The following is a 21087-nucleotide window of genomic DNA, read 5'->3' as shown; positions in this document are numbered from 1 at the left end:
TTTGTCGTTCCCGGGGAGACCGTTTTATGCCATTTGTGCCATGGTGGGAGCAGAGGCTGGACGCCAGCACGGAAACGTCATCGGTACGGAAGCGGAGGATCCTGCATGTCTGTCGTGAGGAGTTCCCTGTCCGAGGAGAATCTGAAGCTGGTCGGCGAGGCGCTCCAGGGCGCGCTGGTCGATCTGGTGGATCTCTCACTGGTCGCCAAACAGGTGCACTGGAACATCGTCGGGCCGCGCTTCCGCTCCGTACATCTCCAGTTGGACGAGGTCGTGGCCACGGCGCGACAGCATTCGGACACGGTCGCGGAGCGGGCGTCGGCGATCGGGGTGACGCCGGACGGGCGGGCCGCCACGGTGGCGGGAACGAGCGCCATCGGGGCCGTGCCCAACGGATGGATCAAGGACACGGACGCCGTGCGGCTGCTGGTGGACGCGCTGGGCGCGGTGTCGGTGCGGATGCGGGAGCGCATCGAGGTCACGGACGCACCGGATCCGGTGACGCAGGACGTACTCATCCAGGTGGCCGCCGACCTGGAGAAGCACGCGTGGATGTTCCAGGCGGAGAGCGCGTAGCAGAGTGCCGGGGGCGCGTGGGCGCGCTGGGTGCGATGGCGCGGGCCGGGGCGCCCGGCCGGGGCGCGGGCGGACCGTACGCGGGGTAGCGCGCGTCCGCACACGCCGGAGCGTGCATCCGATGCGCCCTCGCGGCGGGTGATCGAGCGGTACTAGCGTCGGTCGCAGGAGGCAGCCGAGGAGGCAGCCATGGAACGGCGATGGGCGCTTCTGCCGGCGGCCGCACTCGGTGGGGTGTGGTGGTGGGCGGTGCTGCGGCTCGCGCTGGCGCCCGAGCACGCCGGACTGGTGGAGGGCGCGGTGGCGGCGGGTGGCTGGGGGCTGAGCCTGTTGCCCGTCCATGTCGCCGCGTCACGGGGCCGGAATCCGGAGCGGGTTGCGGGACGAGGGTCGGAGCGGGCGCCGGAGCGGGTGCCCGGCCGGGCGGTGGGCCGGGAGGCGCCGCCGACGAGCCGTCAGCAGGTGGGTCCTGACTGGCAGGAGGGACACCAGTAGGTGGGGCGCCCTTCCTGGCCGGCCGTACGGACCAGGGCGCCGCAGCGCGGGCAGGGCCGGCCGGCGCGACCGTACACGGAGAGCCGCCGGGCGGCGCCGGGCCGGTCCCGGTTGGCCTCCAGAAGCCTCTTCGCCGCCGTCACCAGGCGTTCGGGAGACGGGAGCTGACCGATCGGGAGCCACGGGGTCGCCCGGACGGCGAAGCAGCTCTCCGACTTGAAGATGTTGCCGATGCCGGCGAGGTTGCGCTGATCGAGCAGGGCCTGTCCGAGCGGCCGGGCCGGATCGGCCAGCAGGTTGCGCAGGGCGGTGGCCGGGTCCCAGTCGGGGCCCAGCAGATCGGGGCCGAGATGGCCCACCACCCGCTCCTCGTCGCCGGTGCGCAGCAGTTCGAGGACGGGGAGACGGTAGCCGATCGCGGTGCGCTCGGCTGTGGCGAGGAGGGCCCGGATCTGGTGCGCCGGGCCGCCGCGCGGGCGCTCGCCCCGCGCGTACACCTTCCAGGCGCCGTCCATGCGCAGATGTGAGTGGAGGGTGAGACCGCCCTCCAGGCGGGTGAGCAGATGCTTGCCGCGCGGGACGACCTCCAGCACGGTCAGGCCGGTGAGGTCGGCGGTCGCGAACCGGGGCACCCGCAGCTCCGCCCGCGTCAGCGGCTGCCCCGCGAGGGCGGCGTGCAGGCGCTGGGCGGTCTGCCGGACGGTGTCTCCTTCGGGCATGTCTTCCATGATGCGGGACGGAGGGCAATCGGGGCGAAAGGGGCTCAGGGGCGCAGCCGCAGCCCCCTGGGGGTGGCGTGGAAACCGGCCGCTTCCAGCGCGCGTCCCAGCGGGGCGGTCAGCGCGGGCAGGCCATTGGCCCGCTCCACGGTGACCGAGCCGAGGGTGCCCGCGCGCGCCGCTCCGGCCAGGGCCTCTGTCGCGGCGCGCAGCGCGGGGTCCTCCGGGTCCGTGGGCCAGGCGAGCAGCGTCCGGCCGCCGCGCTCCATGTACAGCGTCAGCTCTCCGTCGACCAGGACGACGAGTGACCCCGCCTTGCGGCCCGGTTTGTGCCCGGCGCCCGCCGGGGGCTCCGGCCAGGGGAGCGCCGCGCCGTACGCGTTGGCCGGGTCGGCGGCGGCCATGACCACGGCGTGCGGTGCGGGGCGCGATGCGGCGCGGTCGTGGGCCGTCGCGGCGGCGCGCAGCCGGTCGACCGCGCCGTCCACCGCGAACTGGGCGGCGCCCAGACCCTCGACGACATAGCCGCGACGGGCCTGCCCGCTGTCCTCGAACGCGGACAGCACCCGGTATGTCGCGGAGAAGCCGCCCGCCACGCCTTCGGCCGCGACGGCGCCCCGGGTCACCACACCGTGCCGGTCCAGGAGGGTGCGGGCCAGTGCGTGGGCGCGGTGGGTGGGGTCGGGCTCCGGTGCGGGGAGCAGCGACCAGCGGCCGCTGACGGTGGGCGGCCCCGAACGGGAGGCGGGCCGGGCCGGGGCCGCGGCCGTGCCGTACCGCCCGCGTGGCACCGCGCGCCGGGTGCGGTGGGCCGTCGAGCCCGCCGTGCGGCCGGAGCCGAGGAGGGAGCGCAGCGGGGCCAGGGTGTCGTTGGTGAGCCGGCCGGACCAGGCGAGGTCCCAGAGCGCGTCGGCGAGCTGCGGGTCCGTCGCGTCCGGGTGGGTGGTGGCGCGGATCTGGTCGGCGATCTGCCGGAAGAACAGGCCGTATCCGCCCGAGAGCGCGGTCAGTACGGATTCGTGGAGCGCGGTCGGCTCCAGGGGGCGTGCGGGGGCGAGCAGCAGGGGCGCGGCGTCGGCGAGATAGAGCGACACCCAGCCGTCCTTGCCGGGCAGGGAGCCCGCTCCGGCCCACAGCACCTCGCCCGTGGTGGTCAGCTCGTCGAGCAGGGCCGGGGTGTAGCCGGAGACACGGGACGGCAGGATCAGCTTCTCCAGCGCGGAAGCGGGGACGGGCGCTCCCTGCAACTGCTCGATCGCGCGCGCGAGTCCGTCGATGCCCCGCAGGCTGTCGCCGCTCAGATGCTGCCACTGCGGAAGGAAGGTGGCGAGCGCGGCGGGCGGTACGGGCTCCAGCTCCTGGCGCAGGGCGGCCAGGGAACGGCGGCGCAGTCGGCGCAGCACGGTGGCGTCGCACCACTCCTGGCCGATGCCGGAGGGGTGGAACTCGCCCTGGACGACCCGGCCGCTCGCGGCGAGACGCTGGAGAGCGCCGTCGGTGACCGCGGCGCCGAGGCCGAAGCGCTGGGCGGCGGCGGACGAGGTGAACGGGCCGTGGGTACGGGCATAGCGGGCGAGGAGGTCGCCCAGAGGGTCCTTGAGCGGTTCGGTGAAGGCTTCGGGCACGCCGACCGGCAGCGCTGTGCCGAGCGCGTCCCGCAGCCTGCCCGCGTCCTCGATGGCCGCCCAGTGCCCGGTCCCGCCGATGCGTACCCGGATGGCGCGGCGGGCCGCGGTGAGCTCCTCGGCCCAGGAACCGTCCGCGCCGCGCTCGGCCAGCTCCTCGTCGGTGAGCGGGCCCAGGATCCGGAGCAGATCGGCGACGCCTTCGGGGTCCTTGACGCGCCGGTCCTCGGTGCGCCACTGCAACTCGCGCTCCAGCTCCGCGAGTACCTCCGGGTCGAGCAGCTCCCGCAGCTCGGCCTGGCCCAGCAGCTCGGCCAGCAGCCGCGAGTCCAGCGACAGCGCGGCGGCCCTGCGCTCCGCGAGGGGCGAGTCCCCCTCGTACAGGAACTGGGCGACGTAGCCGAAGAGCAGGGACCGGGCGAAGGGAGAGGGCTCCGCCGTGGTGACCTCGATCAGCCGGACCCGGCGGGACTCGATGTCCCCCATCAGCTCGCTGAGTCCGGGGACGTCGAAGACGTCCTGGAGGCATTCGCGCACCGCCTCCAGCACGATGGGGAACGAGCCGAACTCGCTCGCCACCTGGAGGAGCTGGGCGGCGCGCTGGCGCTGCTGCCAGAGCGGTGTGCGCTTGCCGGGACTGCGGCGCGGCAGCAGCAGGGCCCGCGCGGCGCACTCCCGGAACCGGGAGGCGAACAGCGCGGAGCCGCCGACCTGTTCGGTGACGATGCCGCGGATGTCGCCCGCGTCGAACGCGACATCCGCGGCGCCGAGGGGCGCCTGCTCGCTGTCGAAGGCCGTGCCGGTCCGGTCCGGCTCGTCGCCGAGCAGGTCGAGCCCCATCAGATCGGCGTCCGGGAGGCGCAGCACGATGCCGTCGTCGGCGTGCATGACCTGCGCGTCCATGCCGTACCGCGCGGAGAGCCGGGCGCCGAGGGCCAGTGCCCAGGGCGCGTGGACCTGGGCCCCGAACGGGGAGTGGATCACTACCCGCCAGTCGCCCAGCTCGTCGCGGAACCGCTCGACCAGGATCGTCCTGTCGTCGGGGATGTGTCCGCAGGCCCGGCGCTGTTCGTCGAGGTAGGCGAGCAAATTACTGACGGCCAGCGCGTCCAGGCCGGCGGCCGTCAGACGCAGCCGGGCGTCCTCCTCGGTGAGGGATCCGACCTCGCGCAGGAACGCGCCCACCGCCCGGCCCAGCTCCAGTGGGCGCCCCAGCTGGTCGCCCTTCCAGAAGGGCAGCCGCCCCGGGGTGCCGGGGGCGGGGGAGACCAGGACCCGGTCGCGGGTGATGTCCTCGATCCGCCAGGACGACGTACCGAGGGTGAAGACATCGCCGACCCGGGATTCGTAGACCATCTCCTCGTCCAGCTCACCGACCCGGCCGCCGCCCTTCTTGGGGTCGGCCCCGACGAGAAAGACGCCGAAGAGGCCGCGATCGGGGATGGTGCCGCCCGAGGTGACGGCGAGGCGCTGGGCTCCCGGCCGGCCCGTGACCGTACCGGTGACGCGGTCCCACACCACCCGGGGCCGCAGCTCGGCGAAGGCGTCGGAAGGGTAGCGCCCGGCGAGCATGTCCAGCACGGCGGTGAACGCGGACTCGGGGAGCGCGGCGAACGGGGCGGCGCGGCGGACCAGGGCCAGCAGGTCATCGGCCTGCCGGCTGTCCAGCGCGACCAGTGCGACGAGCTGCTGGGCCAGCACGTCCAGTGGGTTGGCCGGCACGCGCAGCGCCTCGATGGCTCCGGTGCGCATGCGCTCGGTGACCACGGCGGCCTGGACCAGATCGCCGCGATACTTCGGGAAGACGACTCCGGTGGAGACCGCGCCCACCTGGTGGCCCGCGCGGCCGACCCGCTGGAGGCCCGAGGCGACCGAGGGCGGCGACTCGACCTGGACGACGAGATCCACCGCGCCCATGTCGATGCCCAGCTCCAGACTGGAGGTGGCCACGACGGCGGGCAGCCGGCCGGCCTTGAGGTCCTCCTCCACCTGGGCGCGCTGCTCCTTGGAGACCGAGCCGTGGTGCGCGCGGGCGAGCAGTGCGGGCGCGCCCCTGGCCGCGCCCGACTGGGCCATGAGCTGGGCGGGGGAGTGCTCCTCCGGCATCGTCTCGCCCGTCGCCCGTTCGTACGCGATCTCGTTGAGCCGGTTGCACAGACGCTCCGCCAGCCGGCGGGAGTTCGCGAAGACGATCGTGGAGCGGTGCGCCTGGACGAGATCGGCGATCCGCTCCTCCACGTGCGGCCAGATCGACGGCTTCTCCGCGCGGTCCGGGTCCGGCGCCCGGTCGGGTGCCGCCGGGGAGCCGCCCAGCTCTCCCATGTCTTCTACCGGGACGACGACGGAGAGGTCGAACTCCTTGCCGGAGGGGGGCTGGACGATCTCCACCCGGCGCTGCGGCGACAGATAGCGGGCCACCTCCTCCACCGGACGCACCGTCGCCGACAGCCCGATCCGGCGGGCCGGGCGCGGCAGCAGCTCGTCCAGCCGCTCCAGGGACAGCGCGAGATGGGCGCCGCGCTTCGTCCCCGCGACGGCGTGCACCTCGTCCAGGATCACCGTCTCGATCCCCGCGAGCGCGTCCCTGGCGGCGGACGTCAGCATCAGGAACAGCGATTCGGGTGTGGTGATCAGGATGTCGGGCGGCCGGATGGCGAGGGAACGCCGCTCGGCGGCCGGGGTGTCGCCCGAGCGGATACCCACCCGCACCTCCGGCTCGGGCAGCCCGCGCCGCGCGGACTCCTGCCGGATCCCGGTGAGAGGGCTGCGCAGATTGCGTTCCACATCGACGGCGAGTGCCTTGAGCGGCGATACGTAGAGCACCCGGCAGCGCTTCTTCGCCTCGACGGGCGGTGGCGACGAGGCGAGCCGGTCCAGGGCGGCGAGAAAGGCGGCCAGCGTCTTTCCCGATCCGGTCGGGGCGACCACCAGCACGTCGGAGCCCTCCGCGATGGCACGCCAGGCCCCCTCCTGCGCCGCCGTGGGCGCGGAGAAGGCCCCCGTGAACCAGCCTCGGGTCGCGGGGGAGAAGGAGTCGAGCGCGGAGCGTGCCATGTCCCCCATCGTGCACCCGACCACTGACAATCGCCCGGACCTGGGGAAACGGGCCGCCGGCCGTACCGGTACCGTCCGACGGGTGCCAGAACAGAGAACGTCCGCTTCGGCGGGCATGCCGGAAGACAGTCAGGGCGCGAGCGCGCCCGGAACTCCGCCCGCCCCGGGGGCCAAGCCCGACTCCGCCGTCGTACGCGACGCGCTGGGGGTCGGCATCGCCGTCGGGCTCTCCGGCTTCGCCTTCGGGGTCACCTCTGCGGGCGCCGGTCTCTCTGTGGGGCAGACCTGCGCGCTCAGCCTGCTGGTCTTCACCGGAGCCTCGCAGTTCGCGCTCGTCGGCGCGCTCGCCGCGGGCGGCAACCCGCTCACCGCCGCCGCCGGAGCGTTCTTCCTGGGCGTGCGCAACGCGTTCTACGGACTGCGCCTGTCCCAACTGCTGCGGCTGCCGGGGCCCGTGCGCCCGCTGGCCGCCCAGTGGGTGATCGACGAGACCACGGCCGTCGCCCTGGCGCAGCCCTCCCGGCGCGCCGCCCGGATCGGCTTCACGGTCACCGGGCTCACGCTCTACACGCTCTGGAACCTCACCACCCTCGCCGGGGCCCTGGGCGCGGAAGCGCTGGGCGACACCGCCGCGTGGGGCCTCGACGCGGCGGGTCCCGCGGTCTTCCTCGCCCTGCTCGCGCCCATGCTCCGTACGGCCACCGAGCGGACGGTCGCGGGCCTCGCGGTCGTCCTGGGACTCGGGTTCCTGCCGGTGCTGCCCGCCGGGGTACCGGTGCTCGTCGCGGCTCTGGCCGCGCCCGCCGTCCTCTGGTGCGAAGGCCGGCGGCGCGCGACGAGCGGGAAGGGAGTGGACCGTTGACCATCTGGATCGCCATCGGCGCGACCGCGGTCGGCTGCTATCTCGTCAAGCTGCTGGGGCTGCTCGTACCCGCCGCGGCACTGGAGCGCCCGCTCGTCCAGCGGCTGTCGGCGCTGCTGCCCGTCGCGCTGCTCGCCGCGCTGACCGCGCAGCAGACCTTCAGCGACCAGGGCGCGCTGGTGCTGGACGCCCGGGGGGCCGGGCTCGCGGCGGCGGCCCTCGCGCTGGTCCTGCGCGCGCCCTTCCTGGTGGTCGTGGGGGCTGCCGTGGTGGTCACCGCGGGCGTCCGGGCGCTCGGCGGCTGACCCGGGTCAGCCGATGGCGCGGCCGTACGCCCGCAGGGTCCGCAGGGCCTCGATGGTCACGATCGGCCGCGACTCCTGTACGGGACCCGGCGCCCACGCGCGCCAGGTCACCGGCCAGCCGCCGTCCTCCCGCTGCCGGCCGGCGAGGAAGTCGAGCGACCGCGCCATCTCCTCGTCCGTGAACCAGCGGCGGGCCAGGGACCGCGGCACGCGCGCGTAGTCGTGCGGGAAGTGGTGCTCGTCCGGCGCGTACCCCGGGGACACGGGGTACGCCGACCGGCGCTCCGGATCGAGCACGACCAGCCCCCGCTCCCGTACCAGCCGGCCGATCCTGTCCGCCGCCGCCTCGGCCCTGGCACGGTCGGGGACGCCGTCCAGGAAGGCGACCGCGGCTTCCATTTCGTACGGGTGCGAGTCCTCCAGCGCTTCGACGGCGGCCCAGCAGAAGTCGGTGGCGCGGAACAGCCAGGCGTGCCACACATCGTTGCGATGCAGCAGTCCGACCACCGGGCCGGTCGTCAGCAGATCGCCCGGCGGGTCGTCGACGACCGGGAGGAAGGGCGCGTGCGGATAGCCGCGCAGTGAGGGATGGATGGCGGGCAGCGCGCCCTCGGGTGTCGACACCGCGGTGAGATAGCGGCAGATCAGCTCGGTCCGCGGCCCGTAGCAGCGGCCGAGGGAGTCGAGGACGCGCAGCGCGTGGGCCGTGTGGAGCGGCTGGCTGACGGGGCCGCGCAGATCGGGTTCGAGCCCGTGCCCGTACCCGCCGTCCTGCTCGCGGTACGAGGCGAGCGCCGTCTCGACCGCCTCTCTTCCGCGGTCCGGGCCCTCTCCACGGTCGAGGAAGTGGTAGGCGAACCGTCGCTGTTCGAGGACACGCGCCGTCAGCCAGATGAACCGCTCGGCGCGGGCGAGGGGGGACGCGGGGGATCCTGCGGTGCCAGCCATGGTCCGACCGTAGGCCGCGGCGGACGGCGAGCGAGGGGGTACGGGCCGGGCTGCACTCCGGGGCGCGATACTGAGGGCATGCGGTTGACGATTTTCTGGGAGCGGATGGCGGACCACTTCGGCGCCGCCTACGCCGAATCCTTCGCCCGTGACCATGTGATGGCCGAACTGGGCGGCCGTACGGTGCACCAGGCACTCGACTCCGGCTGGGAGGCGAAGGACGTGTGGCGCGCGGTCTGCGCGGCCATGGGGGTTCCGGCCGAGAAACGCTGACATGCCCGCGGCGGGCCGGTCCGTCCGGGGCGGACCGGTGTCACAGCGGTAGGCCAGACTGGATCCGTGGCAGCGACTGACAACACCGCATCGGGCGGGCAACCGCCGATCCCCTCGCCGAGTTCTCCCGCGACCGCGACCGCAGCACAGGCCACGTCTCCCGGGCTGTCGGCGGCGGAGCCGTCCCCACCGGAGCCGTCCCCACCGAGTTCCGGTGCGGCCGGTGGGCACGGCCGGATGCCCGGCTGGCTGCCGCGCGCCATGGTCCTCGCGCTGGCGCTCGTCGGCTGCTTCCAGCTGGGCAGCTGGGCGTTCCACCAGCTTGTCGGGCTGCTGATCAATGTGCTGATCGCCTTCTTCCTGGCGCTGGCGGTCGAGCCCGCCGTCGGCCGGATGGCGGCCCGCGGTATGCGGCGTGGACTCGCCACTTTTCTCGTCTTCTTCGCGGTGCTGATCACGAGCGCCGGGTTTGTCGTGATGCTCGGCTCGATACTGGCCGGTCAGATCATCGACATCGTCGAGTCCTTCCCCCAGTACCTCGACTCGGTGATCAACTGGATCAACCAGACCTTCCATACGGAGCTGTCCAGGGTCGCCGTCCAGGACAGCCTGCTGCACTCCGACTGGCTGCAGAAGTACGTGCAGAACAGCGCGACCGGGGTCCTCGACATCTCCACCACCCTCCTGGGCGGGCTGTTCCGGCTGCTGACGATCTTCCTGTTCTCGTTCTACTTCGCGGCGGACGGCCCCCGGCTGCGGCGCGGGCTCTGCTCCGTGCTCCCGCCGGCCAGGCAGGCCGAGGTGCTGCGCGCCTGGGAGATCGCGGTCGCCAAGACGGGCGGCTATCTCTACTCGCGGGGCCTGATGGCGCTCGTCTCCGGCGTGGCGCACTACATCATGCTGGAGGTCCTGGACGTGCCGTACGCGCCGGCGCTCGCGGTGTGGGTGGGGCTCGTCTCCCAGTTCATCCCGACGATCGGCACCTATCTGGCGGGCGCCCTGCCGATGCTGATCGCCTTCACCGTGGATCCCTGGTACGCGCTGTGGGTACTCGGATTCGTCGTGGTCTACCAGCAGTTCGAGAACTACATGCTCCAGCCGAAGCTCACCGCCAGGACCGTCGACATCCATCCGGCCGTGGCCTTCGGCTCGGTCATCGCGGGGACGGCACTACTGGGCGCGGTCGGCGCGCTGATCGCGATTCCGGCGGTCGCCACCTTGCAGGCATTCCTAGGGGCGTACGTGAAGCGGTACGACGTGCTGGACGAGCCGCGGGTACGGGGCGGGGGCCGCGGGGCCGGCGGGGGCGGCCCGTTCGTGGGGTGGCTGCGACACGCGCTGCGCCGGGAGCGTGCTTGACACTGAAATCGAACATCCATTCTCATGGGGGGCGGGCGGTGTTTCCCCGAGCCGGTCGGTGCGGCGTGTGATGGCGTGTCCGGTGGGATCGGACCGGCCGAGTTTTCCACAGGCCGGGAGGGCGTCGGGGCCCATTGTCAGTGGCAGGGGATAGCGTCGTTGACGTGAAACGATCGACTCAAGCAAATCGGGTGGAACCCATGGCAGGAACCGACCGCGAGAAGGCGCTGGACGCCGCTCTCGCACAGATTGAACGGCAATTCGGGAAGGGCGCGGTGATGCGCCTCGGTGACCGGCCGAACGAGCCCATCGAGGTCATCCCCACCGGGTCTACCGCGCTCGACGTCGCGCTCGGCGTCGGAGGCCTCCCGCGCGGCCGCGTGGTGGAGGTGTACGGACCGGAGTCCTCCGGCAAGACGACCCTGACGCTGCACGCGGTGGCGAACGCGCAGCGGCTCGGTGGTTCGGTGGCCTTCGTGGACGCCGAGCACGCCCTCGACCCCGAGTACGCGAAGAAGCTCGGTGTCGACATCGACAACCTCCTGCTGTCCCAGCCGGACAACGGTGAGCAGGCGCTCGAAATCGTGGACATGCTGGTCCGCTCCGGGGCGCTCGACCTCATCGTCATCGACTCCGTCGCGGCCCTGGTGCCGCGCGCGGAGATCGAGGGCGAGATGGGCGACTCGCACGTCGGTCTCCAGGCGCGGCTGATGAGCCAGGCGCTCCGGAAGATCACCAGCGCGCTCAACCAGTCCAAGACCACCGCGATCTTCATCAACCAGCTCCGCGAGAAGATCGGCGTGATGTTCGGCTCGCCGGAGACCACGACCGGTGGCCGGGCGCTCAAGTTCTACGCCTCGGTGCGCCTCGACATCCGGCGTATCGAGACGCTGAAGGACGGCACCGACGCCGTCGGCAACCGCACCCGCGTGAAGGTCGTCAAGAACAAGGTCGCGCCGCCCTTCAAGCAGGCCGAGTTCGACATCCTCTACGGCCAGGGCATCAGCCGGGAGGGCGGGCTGATCGACATGGGAGTGGAGCACGGCTTCGTCCGCAAGGCGGGCGCCTGGTACACGTACGAGGGCGACCAGCTCGGCCAGGGCAAGGAGAACTCCCGCAACTTCCTCAAGGACAACCCCGATCTCGCCAACGAGATCGAGAAGAAGATCCTGGAGAAGCTGGGCATCGGTGTACGGCCGGACGCGCAGACGGTCGAGGCCGGCGCCGCCGCGGCAGGCGGTCCCGCCCCGGCCGACGACTCGCCGAAGGCGGTGCCCGCTCCCGCCGCCAAGGCCAAGTCGGCGGCCAAGGCGGCGACGGCCAAGAGTTAGTCCGGACCGTGCCTTATGCGAAGAGGCGGCGGACGGAAAGGCCGGACGGCAGCTCCGGCTCGTCGAGGGCCGAGCAGGAGCTGCCGTCCCAGGATCCGGCGGAGCGGGCGCGGGCGATCTGCCTGCGCCTGCTCACCGGTACCCCGCGTACCCGCAGACAACTGGCGGACGCGCTGAAGAAGCGGGAGATCCCCGAGGACATCGCGGAGGAGGTGCTCTCCCGCTTCGAGGACGTGGGGCTGATCAACGACGCGGCGTTCGCGGACGCCTGGGTGGAGTCCCGGCATCACGGCAGGGGCCTCGCCCGGCGCGCCCTCGCCCGGGAACTGCGGACGAAGGGCGTGGACGCCGCCCTGATCGACGACGCGGTCGGACAGCTCGACGCGGACCGGGAGGAGGCGACCGCCCGCGAGCTGATCGCCCGCAAGCTCCGTGCCACCCGCGGTCTGGAGCGTGACAGGCGGCTGCGCCGGCTCGCGGGGATGCTGGCCCGCAAGGGCTACTCCGAGGGCATGGCGCTCCGCGTGGTCAGGCAGGCGCTGGAGGAGGAGGGGGAGGACACCGAAGGGCTGGGCGAGGGCTTCTTCTAGGCCTGTCCCTCGGGGGAGAACAGGACAGAACGGGGCCCTCGTCCGGCCGGGCCGCCATGGGCGTCCGGCCGGCGTCCGGCCGGTGCCCGGCCCGAACCGGCCGCTCGTACCCGCTACCGGGAGACCGGCAGGCCCGCCGCCCGCCAGGCCTGGAAGCCGCCCACCAGGTCGGTCGCGCGCCGGAGACCCAGCCGGCGCAGGGACGCCGCGGCGAGGCTCGACGCGTACCCCTCGTTGCAGACCACGATCACCCGCAGCCCATGGTCCGTGGCCTCGGGGGCGCGGTGACTGCCCTGCGGATCGAGCCGCCACTCCAGCTCGTTGCGCTCGACGACCAGCGCGCCCGGGATGAGCCCGTCGCGGTCCCGCAGCGCGGCGTACCGGATGTCCACCAGCAGCGCGCCGTCGGCGGCGGCCTCGTGGGCCTCGCGCGGGTCCACGCGGTCCAGGTCCGCGCGTACCCGCTCCAGCAGCTCGTCGATGCCCACCGGTTCCGTGCCGTCGCTCACTGCCACTCCTCGGGCCGTTCGACCTGTTCGAGCCTCAGCACCGCGCCCGTACGGCTGTAGCGCCGCATCAGCGGCAGCGGCGGGTAGTACGCGTGGACGGAGACCGCGTGCTCGGACCCGGACTCGTTGCGCACCTCGTGCACATGGTGGCGGCCGAACGCCCGGCCCTCGCCCGCCGCCAGCCGGCGCTCGCGGTCGACGCCCTCGGCCAGCTCCAGCGTCTTCCATCCCTCGGTGGGCAGCCGGGCCGCCAGCGAGTCCTCCTTCAGCGCGCCCGACGCCGTGGCGAAGGCGCCGTGCGAGCCGCCGTGATCGTGCCAGCCGGTGCCCGTGCCGGGCGGCCAGCCGATCAGCCATGCCTCGCTGCCCGCCGGACCGTCGAGCCGGATCCAGGTCCTGCCTTCCGGGTCGAGGGGAAGCGAGGCGATGAGCGCGCCGTCGGTGACCGTCCTGCGGACGAAGTCGAGCAGCTCGGCGGGGGTGGGCCCGAAGACCGCGGGCCCCGGGGCCGCGCCGGACGGCGCGGAAATACGTACGGGAACAGACATCGTGACCGTCCTGAGAAGTTCGCGAGCGTGCGATCGCCGCGGTACGACGCGGCGGGCACAGGGGGAGAAGGGCGAATCAGCAGGACGGGCGACAGACGCAGCCCGCATAGCGGAGCAGGTCCATATGGACCCTCCGCCACAGGCGCACATCGGTGTCGGTCACGTTTTGGAGTACACCACGCGAGCCGACGACGGTCAATTGACGTTCGCGGTGCGGTCCGGCGCGGGCTCCTCCGACTCCTCCGACCCGGCGGACGGAGCGCCTCCGCGCGCCGTGTCGGCCGCCGCGTAGAGGTCCGAGGGGCGCACTCCACCGAAAGCCGCCACCAGATGCCCGTCCGGCCGCACCAGCAGCACACTGTGCGCGGAAGCCCCCGGATACGCCTCCGTGACCAGCAGTTCGGCCCGCACCGGCAGAGACGTCACCGCCGCGGCCAGCCGCGGCATCACCCCCGCGGTCAGCCAGTGCCGCCGGTCCCACACCCCGGTGCCCGGCGCGACCAGAAGCACCAGCAGCCGGCCGCGCCCGAGCCGGTCGCCCAGCCGTACCGTCGTGCCGTCGGGCGCCGTGACCCGTACGTCGACGACCGGCCCGCCGGGGGGCGTACTCACCGCCGTCTGCGCCTCGGCGCGAAGAGGTGTGAGGGGGGAGTGCGGATAGGACGGCGGTGCTCCCAATGGTCCGTGCCCCAGATGCCCGTCCGCGAGCAGGGCGTCGTGCCCGCGCGCGGCTCCCGGCAGATAGGTCCGCAGTCCGCCGCCCCGCAGTATCGGCAGCGACTGGTCCGCCGCCCGCAGCCGCGCGGCGACCGCCGTGCGCCGCTCCGCCTGGTAGCTGTCCAGCAGCGTCTCGGAGGCGCCGTGATGCCAGTCCACGGCCAGTTTCCAGGAGAGGTTGCCGACGTCCCGCAGCCCTTCGTCGAGCCCCTGGGTCCCCACCGCGCCCAGCAGATGGGCCGCGTCCCCGGCCAGGAACGCCCGGCCCGCGCGCCACCGCCTGGCGAGCCGGTGGTGCAGCGTGTAGACGCCCGTGTCGATCAGTTCGTACGGCGGGGTCTCCCCGCACCAGCCGGCCAGCGTGTCCCTTAAGCGCGCCACCAGCGCGTCGGGCGTCACCAACTCGCCACGGGAGGGCAGCAGCCAGTCGAGCCGCCACACTCCGTCCGCGAGCGGCCTGGCGGAGACCTCCTCGCCGCCGCCGCGCCAGGGCGGCTGCCGGTGCACCAGGGCCTCGTCGGGCCAGGGGAGATCGGCGCGGAGCGCGGCCACGGCGTGCCGTTCCACCGCCGTACGCCCCGGGAAGCGGATGCCCAGCAGCTTGCGGACGGTGGATCTCGCGCCGTCGCAGCCCACCAGGTGGCTGCCGCGCCAGCGGCGTGCTCCGGGCCCGCGGGTGTGCGCCGTGATCCCACGGCCGTCCTGCTCCAGCGCGTCGAGCCGGCTGCCGGTGACCAGACGGACCAGGTCCTGCCCGGCGACGGCGTCCCGCAGTCCGCGCGTCAGCGCGTGCTGCGGGATGTGGAGAGGCGCGGGGGTCCCGCCGCCCGGCTCGTCGAGGGCCAGCTCGCGCATCAGTTGCTTGCGCCGCATCAGACGCCAGCCGACCCAGCGGGCCCCCTCGTCACCGAGGGTGGTGCAGCCGAGCCGGGCCACCAGTTCGGCGGTGTCGGAGCGCAGTATGGCCGTACGGGCCGGACGGGGATCGTCCGAACCGTCCCCTTCGTCCAGTACGACGGAGGGGACGTCCTGCGCGGCGAGGGCCAGGGCCAGCGCGAGCCCCACCGGGCCCGCGCCGACAACGATCACCGGGTCCACGGCGCGACCTCCGCGGCCCGTGCGGTCATACGGTCAAGGGCGGTAGGAGCCCGGTGCGTGATCACAGAACGTATGCAACCCACTGGGGGTGCCCGCGTCAAGCGACGGTCCGCGCGGCGCGTACACCCCCAGTCCCACCGGCCTCAGATGCCGCTTTCGTTCGTGGCATGTCCCTGAGCATTGGCCTGATGCGCGTCATTGGCACCGAGCACCGCGCCGGTGCTCTTGGTGGCACGCCGCAGCCGCTTCTCCAGCCAGCCGGCGAAGCTGGTGAGCGCGAAGTTCAGCGCGATGTAGATGAGGCCGATGACAACCAGCGTCGCGATGGTGTTCGCGCCGTAGTTGGCGGGGATCGTCTCCTTCTGCGAGAGCAGATCGGCGAATCCCAGCACCGCGCCGCCCAGCGCGGTGTCCTTGACGATCACGACCAGCTGGCTGACGAGGGCCGGCAGCATCGCCGTGACCGCCTGCGGCAGCAGGACGTACGACATGGTCTGGCCCTTGCGCATACCGATCGCCTTCGCGGCGTCGGTCTGGCCGCGGGGCAGGGTGAGGATCCCGGCGCGGACGACCTCGGCGATGACCGAGGCGTTGTAGAGCACCAGTCCGGTGACCACCGCGTAGAGCGGGCGCACGTCCGACGAGACGTTGGCGAACTCCACGTACAGCCGGTACGAGAAGATCATCAGGAGCAGGACCGGGATCGCCCGGAAGAACTCGACGACCACGCCGACCGGCACCCGTACCCAGGCGTGGTCGGAGAGCCTGCCGATGCCGAGGAGCGCGCCGAGCGGCAGGGCGATCACGATGGACAGGGCCGCCGCCTTGAGCGTCTCGCCGATGCCGGGCAGCAGATAGGTGGTCCATATTCTGGAGTCCTTGACGAAAGGACTCCACTTCTCGGCCGTCAACTGGTCCTTGTCGGCCATTATGGCCAGCGCCCACCAGGCCGCCAGGGCGAAGACGACCAGAGCGACGACCGTGTAGATCACATTGCGTCGCTTGGCGCGTTTCCCGGGGGCGTCGTACAGAACGGACGTCGTACTCATCGCTTCACCGCCACTCGCTTGCTGACCCAGCCCAGAAGCAGACCGGTGGGAAGGGTGAGGAGGATGAATCCGAGGGCGAAGAGCGCGAAGACCGCGAAGAGCGCGCTGGATTCATTCTCGATCATGGTCTTCATCAACGCCGATGCCTCCGCCACGCCGATGGCCGAGGCCACAGTGGTGTTCTTGGTCAGCGCGATCAGTACGTTGGCCAGCGGCGCCACGACGGCGCGGAACGCCTGCGGCAGCACGATCAGCGTCAGGACCTGACGGAAGCTCAGGCCGAGCGCACGGGCGGCCTCGGCCTGACCCACCGGCACGGTGTTGATGCCGGAGCGGAGCGCTTCGCAGATGAACGTGCCGGTGTAGGCGGTCAGTCCCAGGACGGCGAGCCGGAAGCCGATGGACTTGGAGTCCCCGCCGGCGAGCGTGATCCCGAGGGTCTGGTAGAGCCCCAGTGAACAGCCGACCAGAATCAAGGTCAGCGGGGTGTTGCGGACGACGTTGACGTACCCCGTACCGAAGGTACGCAGGAGGGGTACGGGACTGACCCGCATCCCGGCGAGCAGCGTTCCCCATATGAGGGAACCGGCCGCGGAGTAGAGGGTGAGCTGCACCGTCACCCAGAAGGCGCCGAACAGGTCGTACTGCCCGGAATCAAGAAAGTCGAACACGATGCCCCGCGCTCTCCCCTGGTTGGCTGGTCGGTACGCGCCGCCGGACCGGCCGGCGGCGCGTCACTGCGGTCTCAGTCGGCGATCTGCGGGGCGGGCTCGTTCTTGTAGTTCGCCGGGCCGAAGTTGGCCTTCACGGCCTTCTCCCAGGAACCGTCCGAGACCATCTTCTTGAGCGCGTCGTTGATCTTCGTCTTCAGCTCGGTGTCGCCCTTCTTGAGGCCGATGCCGTAGGGCTCGTCGCTGAGCTTGAGACCGACGAGCTTGAACTTGCCCTGGAGCTCCTTCTGCGCGGCGAAGCCGGCGAGGATGGAGTCGTCCGTGGTCAGGGCGTCAACGGCCTTGTTCTCCAGGCCGGTCAGGCACTCGGAGTAGCCGCCGAACTCCTGGAGGTCCGCCTTGGGGGCGAGCTTGTCCTTGACGTTCTGCGCGGACGTCGAGCCGGTGACCGAACAGAGCTTCTTCGAGTTCAGGTCCTCGACCTTGGTGATCGAGGTGTCGTCCGCGCGGACCAGCAGGTCCTGGTGGGCGAGGAGGTACGGGCCCGCGAAGTCGACCTTCTTCTTGCGCTCGTCGTTGATCGTGTAGCTGGCGGCGACGAACTTCACGTCACCGTTGGCGATCAGGTTCTCGCGCTCGGCGCTGGGGGCCTTTTTCCAGACGATGTTCTTCGCGTCGTAGCCGAGTTCCTTGGCGACGTAGGTCGCGACGTCCACGTCGAAGCCCGCGTAGGTGCCGTCCGGCTTCAGCAGGCCGATACCCGGCTGGTCGGTCTTGATGCCGATGGTGATCTTGCCGCCGCCGCTGCCACTGCTGTCGTCATTGCTGTCGCCGCCGCAGGCGGTGGCGGTCAGGGCGAGGACCAGAGCGCCGGCTGCCGCCGCGCTTGCCTTCTGAAGCTTCATGCGTGAACTTCCCTCGGTGAGACGTGAACGAACAGGTTCTGCCGAACTCGGTGGAGCCGTAAGAAGAGCTGCTAAAGACAGCCGTGAGCAGAGCCGTGGACGCTGCCGACGGCTTGAGACCGGCAGCGCGGAACTGAGCTGTACGGGAACTGAGCTGTACGGGAACTGCGTTGTGCGGGATCAGCCGTGCGGGATCAGTGGTGCAGGATCTTCGACAGGAAGTCCTTGGCACGGTCGCTGCGCGGATTGCTGAAGAACTCGTCGGGCGACGCCTCTTCGACGATGCGGCCGTCCGCCATGAAGACGACCCGGTTCGCGGCGGAGCGGGCGAAGCCCATCTCGTGCGTGACGACCACCATCGTCATGCCCTCGCGCGCCAGTTGCTGCATGACTTCCAGCACTTCGTTGATCATCTCGGGGTCGAGCGCGGAGGTCGGCTCGTCGAAGAGCATGACCTTCGGGCCCATCGCCAGCGCCCGCGCGATGGCGACGCGCTGCTGCTGACCACCGGAGAGCTGGGCCGGGTACTTGTCGGCCTGCGAGCCGACGCCCACCCGGTCGAGCAGTGAACGCGCCTTGTCCTCGGCGTCCTTCTTCTCCGTCTTGCGGACCTTGAGCTGGCCCAGCATGACGTTCTCCAGCACCGTCTTGTGTGCGAAGAGGTTGAACGACTGGAAGACCATGCCGACATCGGCGCGCAGCCTGGCCAGTTCCCTGCCCTCGTCGGGCAGCGGCTTCCCGTCGATTGTGATCACGCCCGAATCGATCGTCTCCAGGCGGTTGATGGTGCGGCACAGTGTGGACTTGCCGGACCCGGAGGGCCCGATGACGACCACGACCTCGCCACGGGCGATGGTCAGATCGATGTCCTGGAGCACATGCAGCGCGCCGAAGTGCTTGTTCACGTTGCTCAGTACGACCAGGTCGCCCGTCGCCGGTACGGCGTCCCCGGTGTCCTTGGTCGCTGACACTCCGCTCATCGGCTTTTTGCTCCGTCCTCCTCGGTTGGAGAGGACCATAGTCACGCGCTGCGATCAGCGTCATTACATCTGAGCTGAAATTGAGCATAACGATCCGGTCGCAGCTGGACACTGCGCGTAAGGGAGGCGGTGCGGGGAGTACCGGGTGGGTAACGGAAACCGCGACGTAACGGGGAGACTCTTGACTGGCACCGCGCCATCGGCGTGGATGCCAGGTACGTACTTATTGACCGCGACCTTATTGATCGCGGGCTTATGCCGTTACTGACCGCTAAGGGGGCCCGTGAGACTGCTGCTCGTGGAGGACGACAACCATGTCGCCGCCGCCCTGTCGGCCGTGCTCGCCAAGCATGGATTCAAGGTGGTCCACGCCAGGAACGGGGAGGAGGCGCTCAAGGCGCTGCTGCCGGCCGCCAACGTCGGCAAGCCGCCGTTCGGAGTGGTGCTGCTCGACCTCGGGCTGCCCGACCAGGACGGCTACCAGGTCTGTGGCAAGATCCGGAAGATCACCACGACTCCGGTCATCATGGTGACGGCGCGCGCCGATGTCAGATCCCGGATCCACGGACTCAACCTCGGGGCGGACGACTATGTCGTCAAGCCGTACGACACCGGTGAACTGCTCGCCCGTATCCACGCCGTCAGCCGGCGTACGACAGGCCCGGACGAACCGGGGCCCGGTCCCGAGACGGCCCAGCGGCTGGGACGCCTCACCCTCGAACTGCCCACCAGACGCGTCAGCGTGGACGGTGTGGCCGTCCAGCTCACCCGCAAGGAGTTCGACCTGCTGGCCCTGCTCGCCCAGCGCCCCGGCGTCGTTTTCGGCCGGGAACAGATCATCAGCGAGGTGTGGCGCACCAGCTGGGAGGGCACCGGGCGCACGCTCGAGGTCCATGTCGCGTCCCTGCGCGGCAAGCTGGGCATGCCCGCGCTGATCGAGACCGTCCGGGGAGTCGGCTACCGGCTCGTCGTCCCGGCCGCGCCCCGGGGGCAGTAATCGCCCCGTGAGTAGCCGACTGCTGCCCCTGCTGATCGTCCTCATGGCGGGCGTACTCCTCGCACTGGGGTTTCCGCTCGCCATCAGCCTCGCCGCAGCACAGCAGCAGAAGGTCGTCGTCGACCGGATCGACGACACGGCGCGCATGGCGGCCCTCGCCCAGTTCGTCACGGAGGACCGCACGGGCACGGCCACCGAGGAACGCCGCGATCTGCTGGAGGAGGAACTCAGCCGGTACTACGAGGTGTACGGAATCTACGCCGGCGTCTTCTACCGGGACGGCGAGGCGATGGCCCGCGCCCCGGAGAACTGGGGGGTGCCCAAGGCGGGGCAGGGACTCAAGTCCTTCAGAGAGGCCCTGCTGGGCCGCCGCAGCGGCGATCCGGAGCAGGTCTGGCCCTGGCAGCGGGGCCGGCTCATCGTCGACTCGCCCGTCGTACGGGACGGAGACGTCGTCGCGGTCGTGGTGACCGACTCGCCGACCGGACAGATGCGCTCCCGCATCCTGAAGGGCTGGCTCCTCATCGCCGCGGGAGAGGCGGTGGCCATGCTGGTCGCCGTCGGCGCGGCGGTCCGGCTGACGGGCTGGGTGCTCCGGCCGGTACGGGTGCTGGACGCGGTCACCCACGACATCGCCACGGGCCGGATGAAGTCCCGCGTCGCGGCGGCCGGCGGCCCGCCGGAACTGCGCAGGCTGGCCGGTTCGTTCAACGAGATGGCCGACAACGTCGAGAACGTGCTGGAGCAGCAGCGCGCCTTTGTCGCCGACGCCTCCCACCAACTGCGCAATCCGCTCGCGGCGCTGCTGCTCCGCATCGAGCTGCTCGGCCTGGAACTGCCCGACGGGAACGAGGAGATCGCCGCCGTACGTACCGAGGGGAGACGGCTGGCCCAAGTCCTCGACGACCTGCTCGGGCTGGCGCTGGCCGAGCACACCGCCGCCGACCTGCGGCTCACCGACATCGGCGAGGTGGCGGCGGAGCGGGTCGCGGCCTGGCGGGCCCTCGCCGAGGAGAAGGGCGTCGCACTGACCGAGCGCGGCGCCGCCGTCACGGCCTGGGCTGACCCCATCGCGCTCTCCAGCGCCCTGGACGCGGTGATCGACAACGCCCTGAAGTTCACTCCGGCGGGCGAAGAGGTCACGGTCACGGTCGGCCGCGAGGGCGAGACCGCCACGATCGTCGTCAACGACGGCGGTCCCGGGCTCGCCGACGACGAGATCGACCGTATCGGCGACCGCTTCTGGCGCAGCAACCGTCACCAGAACATCAAGGGCTCCGGACTCGGCCTCTCCATCACCCGGGCGCTCCTCGCCGCCGGCGGCGGTTCGATCGCGTACGCGCACGGCGAACCGCACGGCCTGCGGGTGACTGTCAACGTCCCGCGGTCGTTACCGACGCGGTGACGCGGTGACGCGGTGACGCGGTGACGCGGTGACGCGGTGACGCGGTGACGCGGTGACGCGGTGACGCGGTG

At 71.7% G+C, this 21087-nt stretch carries 20 protein-coding genes and 1 pseudogene; 10 read left to right on the top strand and 11 right to left on the bottom strand.

Going from position 1 to position 21087, the window contains the following annotated elements:
* The first annotated feature begins 105 nt into the window (after positions 1 to 105).
* Together AB0389_RS07010 and AB0389_RS07005 are read left to right on the top strand one after the other, a co-directional pair.
* Positions 106 to 576 carry a DNA starvation/stationary phase protection protein gene (locus AB0389_RS07010; RefSeq protein WP_366394281.1) on the top strand — a complete coding sequence of 157 codons (471 nt, stop codon included), beginning with the start codon at positions 106 to 108 and terminating at the stop codon, positions 574 to 576.
* Positions 577 to 765: 189 nt separating this feature from the next.
* Positions 766 to 1071 (top strand): hypothetical protein, encoded by a 306-nt coding sequence (locus AB0389_RS07005; RefSeq protein WP_366394280.1) that lies wholly within the window; start codon positions 766 to 768, stop codon positions 1069 to 1071.
* On the opposite strand, the gene AB0389_RS07000 is transcribed toward AB0389_RS07005, so the two are convergent.
* Positions 1032 to 1790 (bottom strand): DNA-formamidopyrimidine glycosylase family protein, encoded by a 759-nt coding sequence (locus AB0389_RS07000; protein ID WP_366394279.1) that lies wholly within the window; start codon positions 1788 to 1790, stop codon positions 1032 to 1034. The two genes, AB0389_RS07005 and AB0389_RS07000, sit on opposite strands and share 40 nt — an antisense overlap.
* A 44-nt stretch (positions 1791 to 1834) precedes the next feature.
* Positions 1835 to 6469: an ATP-dependent helicase gene (locus AB0389_RS06995; protein WP_366394278.1), complete on the bottom strand. Its 4635-nt coding sequence runs from the start codon at positions 6467 to 6469 to the stop codon at positions 1835 to 1837.
* A gap of 115 nt (positions 6470 to 6584) precedes the next feature.
* Between AB0389_RS06995 and AB0389_RS06990 the strand changes: the two genes are divergently transcribed.
* Positions 6585 to 7331 carry an AzlC family ABC transporter permease gene (locus AB0389_RS06990; RefSeq protein ID WP_366394299.1) on the top strand — a complete coding sequence of 249 codons (747 nt, stop codon included), beginning with the start codon at positions 6585 to 6587 and terminating at the stop codon, positions 7329 to 7331.
* On the top strand, positions 7328 to 7636 hold the full coding sequence (locus AB0389_RS06985; RefSeq protein WP_366394277.1) for an AzlD domain-containing protein: 309 nt from the start codon (positions 7328 to 7330) through the stop codon (positions 7634 to 7636). Before AB0389_RS06990 ends, AB0389_RS06985 begins: the two co-directional genes overlap by 4 nt.
* A 6-nt stretch (positions 7637 to 7642) precedes the next feature.
* On the opposite strand, the gene AB0389_RS06980 is transcribed toward AB0389_RS06985, so the two are convergent.
* On the bottom strand, positions 7643 to 8584 hold the full coding sequence (locus AB0389_RS06980; protein WP_366394276.1) for a hypothetical protein: 942 nt from the start codon (positions 8582 to 8584) through the stop codon (positions 7643 to 7645).
* Positions 8585 to 8662: 78 nt separating this feature from the next.
* Here AB0389_RS06980 and AB0389_RS06975 point away from each other — a divergent pair, with 78 nt between their 5' ends.
* The 4 genes and pseudogenes from AB0389_RS06975 to recX form a co-directional block, all read left to right on the top strand.
* Positions 8663 to 8857: a DUF3046 domain-containing protein gene (locus AB0389_RS06975; protein WP_366394275.1), complete on the top strand. Its 195-nt coding sequence runs from the start codon at positions 8663 to 8665 to the stop codon at positions 8855 to 8857.
* A 237-nt stretch (positions 8858 to 9094) separates the two neighbouring features.
* A complete protein-coding gene (locus AB0389_RS06970) occupies positions 9095 to 10216 on the top strand; it encodes an AI-2E family transporter (RefSeq protein WP_366394298.1) in 1122 nt (373 codons plus the stop codon).
* Between the two features lie 200 nt (positions 10217 to 10416).
* Entirely contained in the window at positions 10417 to 11547 is a 1131-nt protein-coding gene (gene recA / locus AB0389_RS06965; RefSeq protein ID WP_366394274.1) for a recombinase RecA, read from the top strand.
* Positions 11430 to 12137: pseudogene (gene recX, locus AB0389_RS06960) on the top strand (recombination regulator RecX); the annotation flags it as partial. The gene recA and the pseudogene recX, both read left to right, overlap by 118 nt.
* A gap of 113 nt (positions 12138 to 12250) precedes the next feature.
* Here recX and AB0389_RS06955 read toward each other — a convergent pair.
* From AB0389_RS06955 to AB0389_RS06920, 8 genes are all read right to left on the bottom strand, one after another.
* The gene (locus AB0389_RS06955) at positions 12251 to 12646 is read right to left on the bottom strand and encodes a rhodanese-like domain-containing protein (protein ID WP_366394273.1); all 396 of its coding nucleotides are present in this window, start codon (positions 12644 to 12646) and stop codon (positions 12251 to 12253) included.
* Positions 12643 to 13194 carry a cysteine dioxygenase gene (locus AB0389_RS06950; RefSeq protein WP_366394272.1) on the bottom strand — a complete coding sequence of 184 codons (552 nt, stop codon included), beginning with the start codon at positions 13192 to 13194 and terminating at the stop codon, positions 12643 to 12645. Before AB0389_RS06950 ends, AB0389_RS06955 begins: the two co-directional genes overlap by 4 nt.
* 76 nt (positions 13195 to 13270) lie before the next feature.
* On the bottom strand, positions 13271 to 13342 hold the full coding sequence (locus AB0389_RS06945; RefSeq protein WP_310851512.1) for a putative leader peptide: 72 nt from the start codon (positions 13340 to 13342) through the stop codon (positions 13271 to 13273).
* Positions 13343 to 13389: 47 nt separating this feature from the next.
* Positions 13390 to 15009, bottom strand: a complete 1620-nt coding sequence (locus tag AB0389_RS06940) for an FAD-dependent monooxygenase (RefSeq protein ID WP_366394271.1) — start codon at positions 15007 to 15009, stop codon at positions 13390 to 13392.
* A 143-nt stretch (positions 15010 to 15152) separates the two neighbouring features.
* Positions 15153 to 16058 (bottom strand): amino acid ABC transporter permease, encoded by a 906-nt coding sequence (locus tag AB0389_RS06935; RefSeq protein ID WP_366394270.1) that lies wholly within the window; start codon positions 16056 to 16058, stop codon positions 15153 to 15155.
* Entirely contained in the window at positions 16055 to 16729 is a 675-nt protein-coding gene (locus AB0389_RS06930) for an amino acid ABC transporter permease (RefSeq protein ID WP_366394269.1), read from the bottom strand. The genes AB0389_RS06935 and AB0389_RS06930 overlap by 4 nt, the downstream gene beginning before the upstream one ends.
* A gap of 74 nt (positions 16730 to 16803) precedes the next feature.
* Entirely contained in the window at positions 16804 to 17634 is an 831-nt protein-coding gene (locus tag AB0389_RS06925) for a glutamate ABC transporter substrate-binding protein (RefSeq protein ID WP_366394268.1), read from the bottom strand.
* A 194-nt stretch (positions 17635 to 17828) separates the two neighbouring features.
* Positions 17829 to 18614: an amino acid ABC transporter ATP-binding protein gene (locus tag AB0389_RS06920; protein WP_366394267.1), complete on the bottom strand. Its 786-nt coding sequence runs from the start codon at positions 18612 to 18614 to the stop codon at positions 17829 to 17831.
* 283 nt (positions 18615 to 18897) lie between these two features.
* Here AB0389_RS06920 and AB0389_RS06915 point away from each other — a divergent pair, with 283 nt between their 5' ends.
* Together AB0389_RS06915 and AB0389_RS06910 are read left to right on the top strand one after the other, a co-directional pair.
* Positions 18898 to 19611, top strand: a complete 714-nt coding sequence (locus AB0389_RS06915; RefSeq protein WP_366394266.1) for a response regulator transcription factor — start codon at positions 18898 to 18900, stop codon at positions 19609 to 19611.
* A gap of 7 nt (positions 19612 to 19618) precedes the next feature.
* Positions 19619 to 21016, top strand: coding sequence for a HAMP domain-containing sensor histidine kinase (locus tag AB0389_RS06910; protein WP_366394265.1), 1398 nt, complete (start codon positions 19619 to 19621; stop codon positions 21014 to 21016).
* The last annotated feature ends 71 nt before the right edge of the window (positions 21017 to 21087 follow it).

Source organism: Streptomyces sp. NPDC093109 (genome assembly GCF_040701725.1).
Taxonomy (GTDB): domain Bacteria; phylum Actinomycetota; class Actinomycetes; order Streptomycetales; family Streptomycetaceae; genus Streptomyces.
The sequence above is the reverse complement of the archived record's forward strand: the minus strand, read 5'-3'. Positions and strand labels throughout refer to the sequence as shown.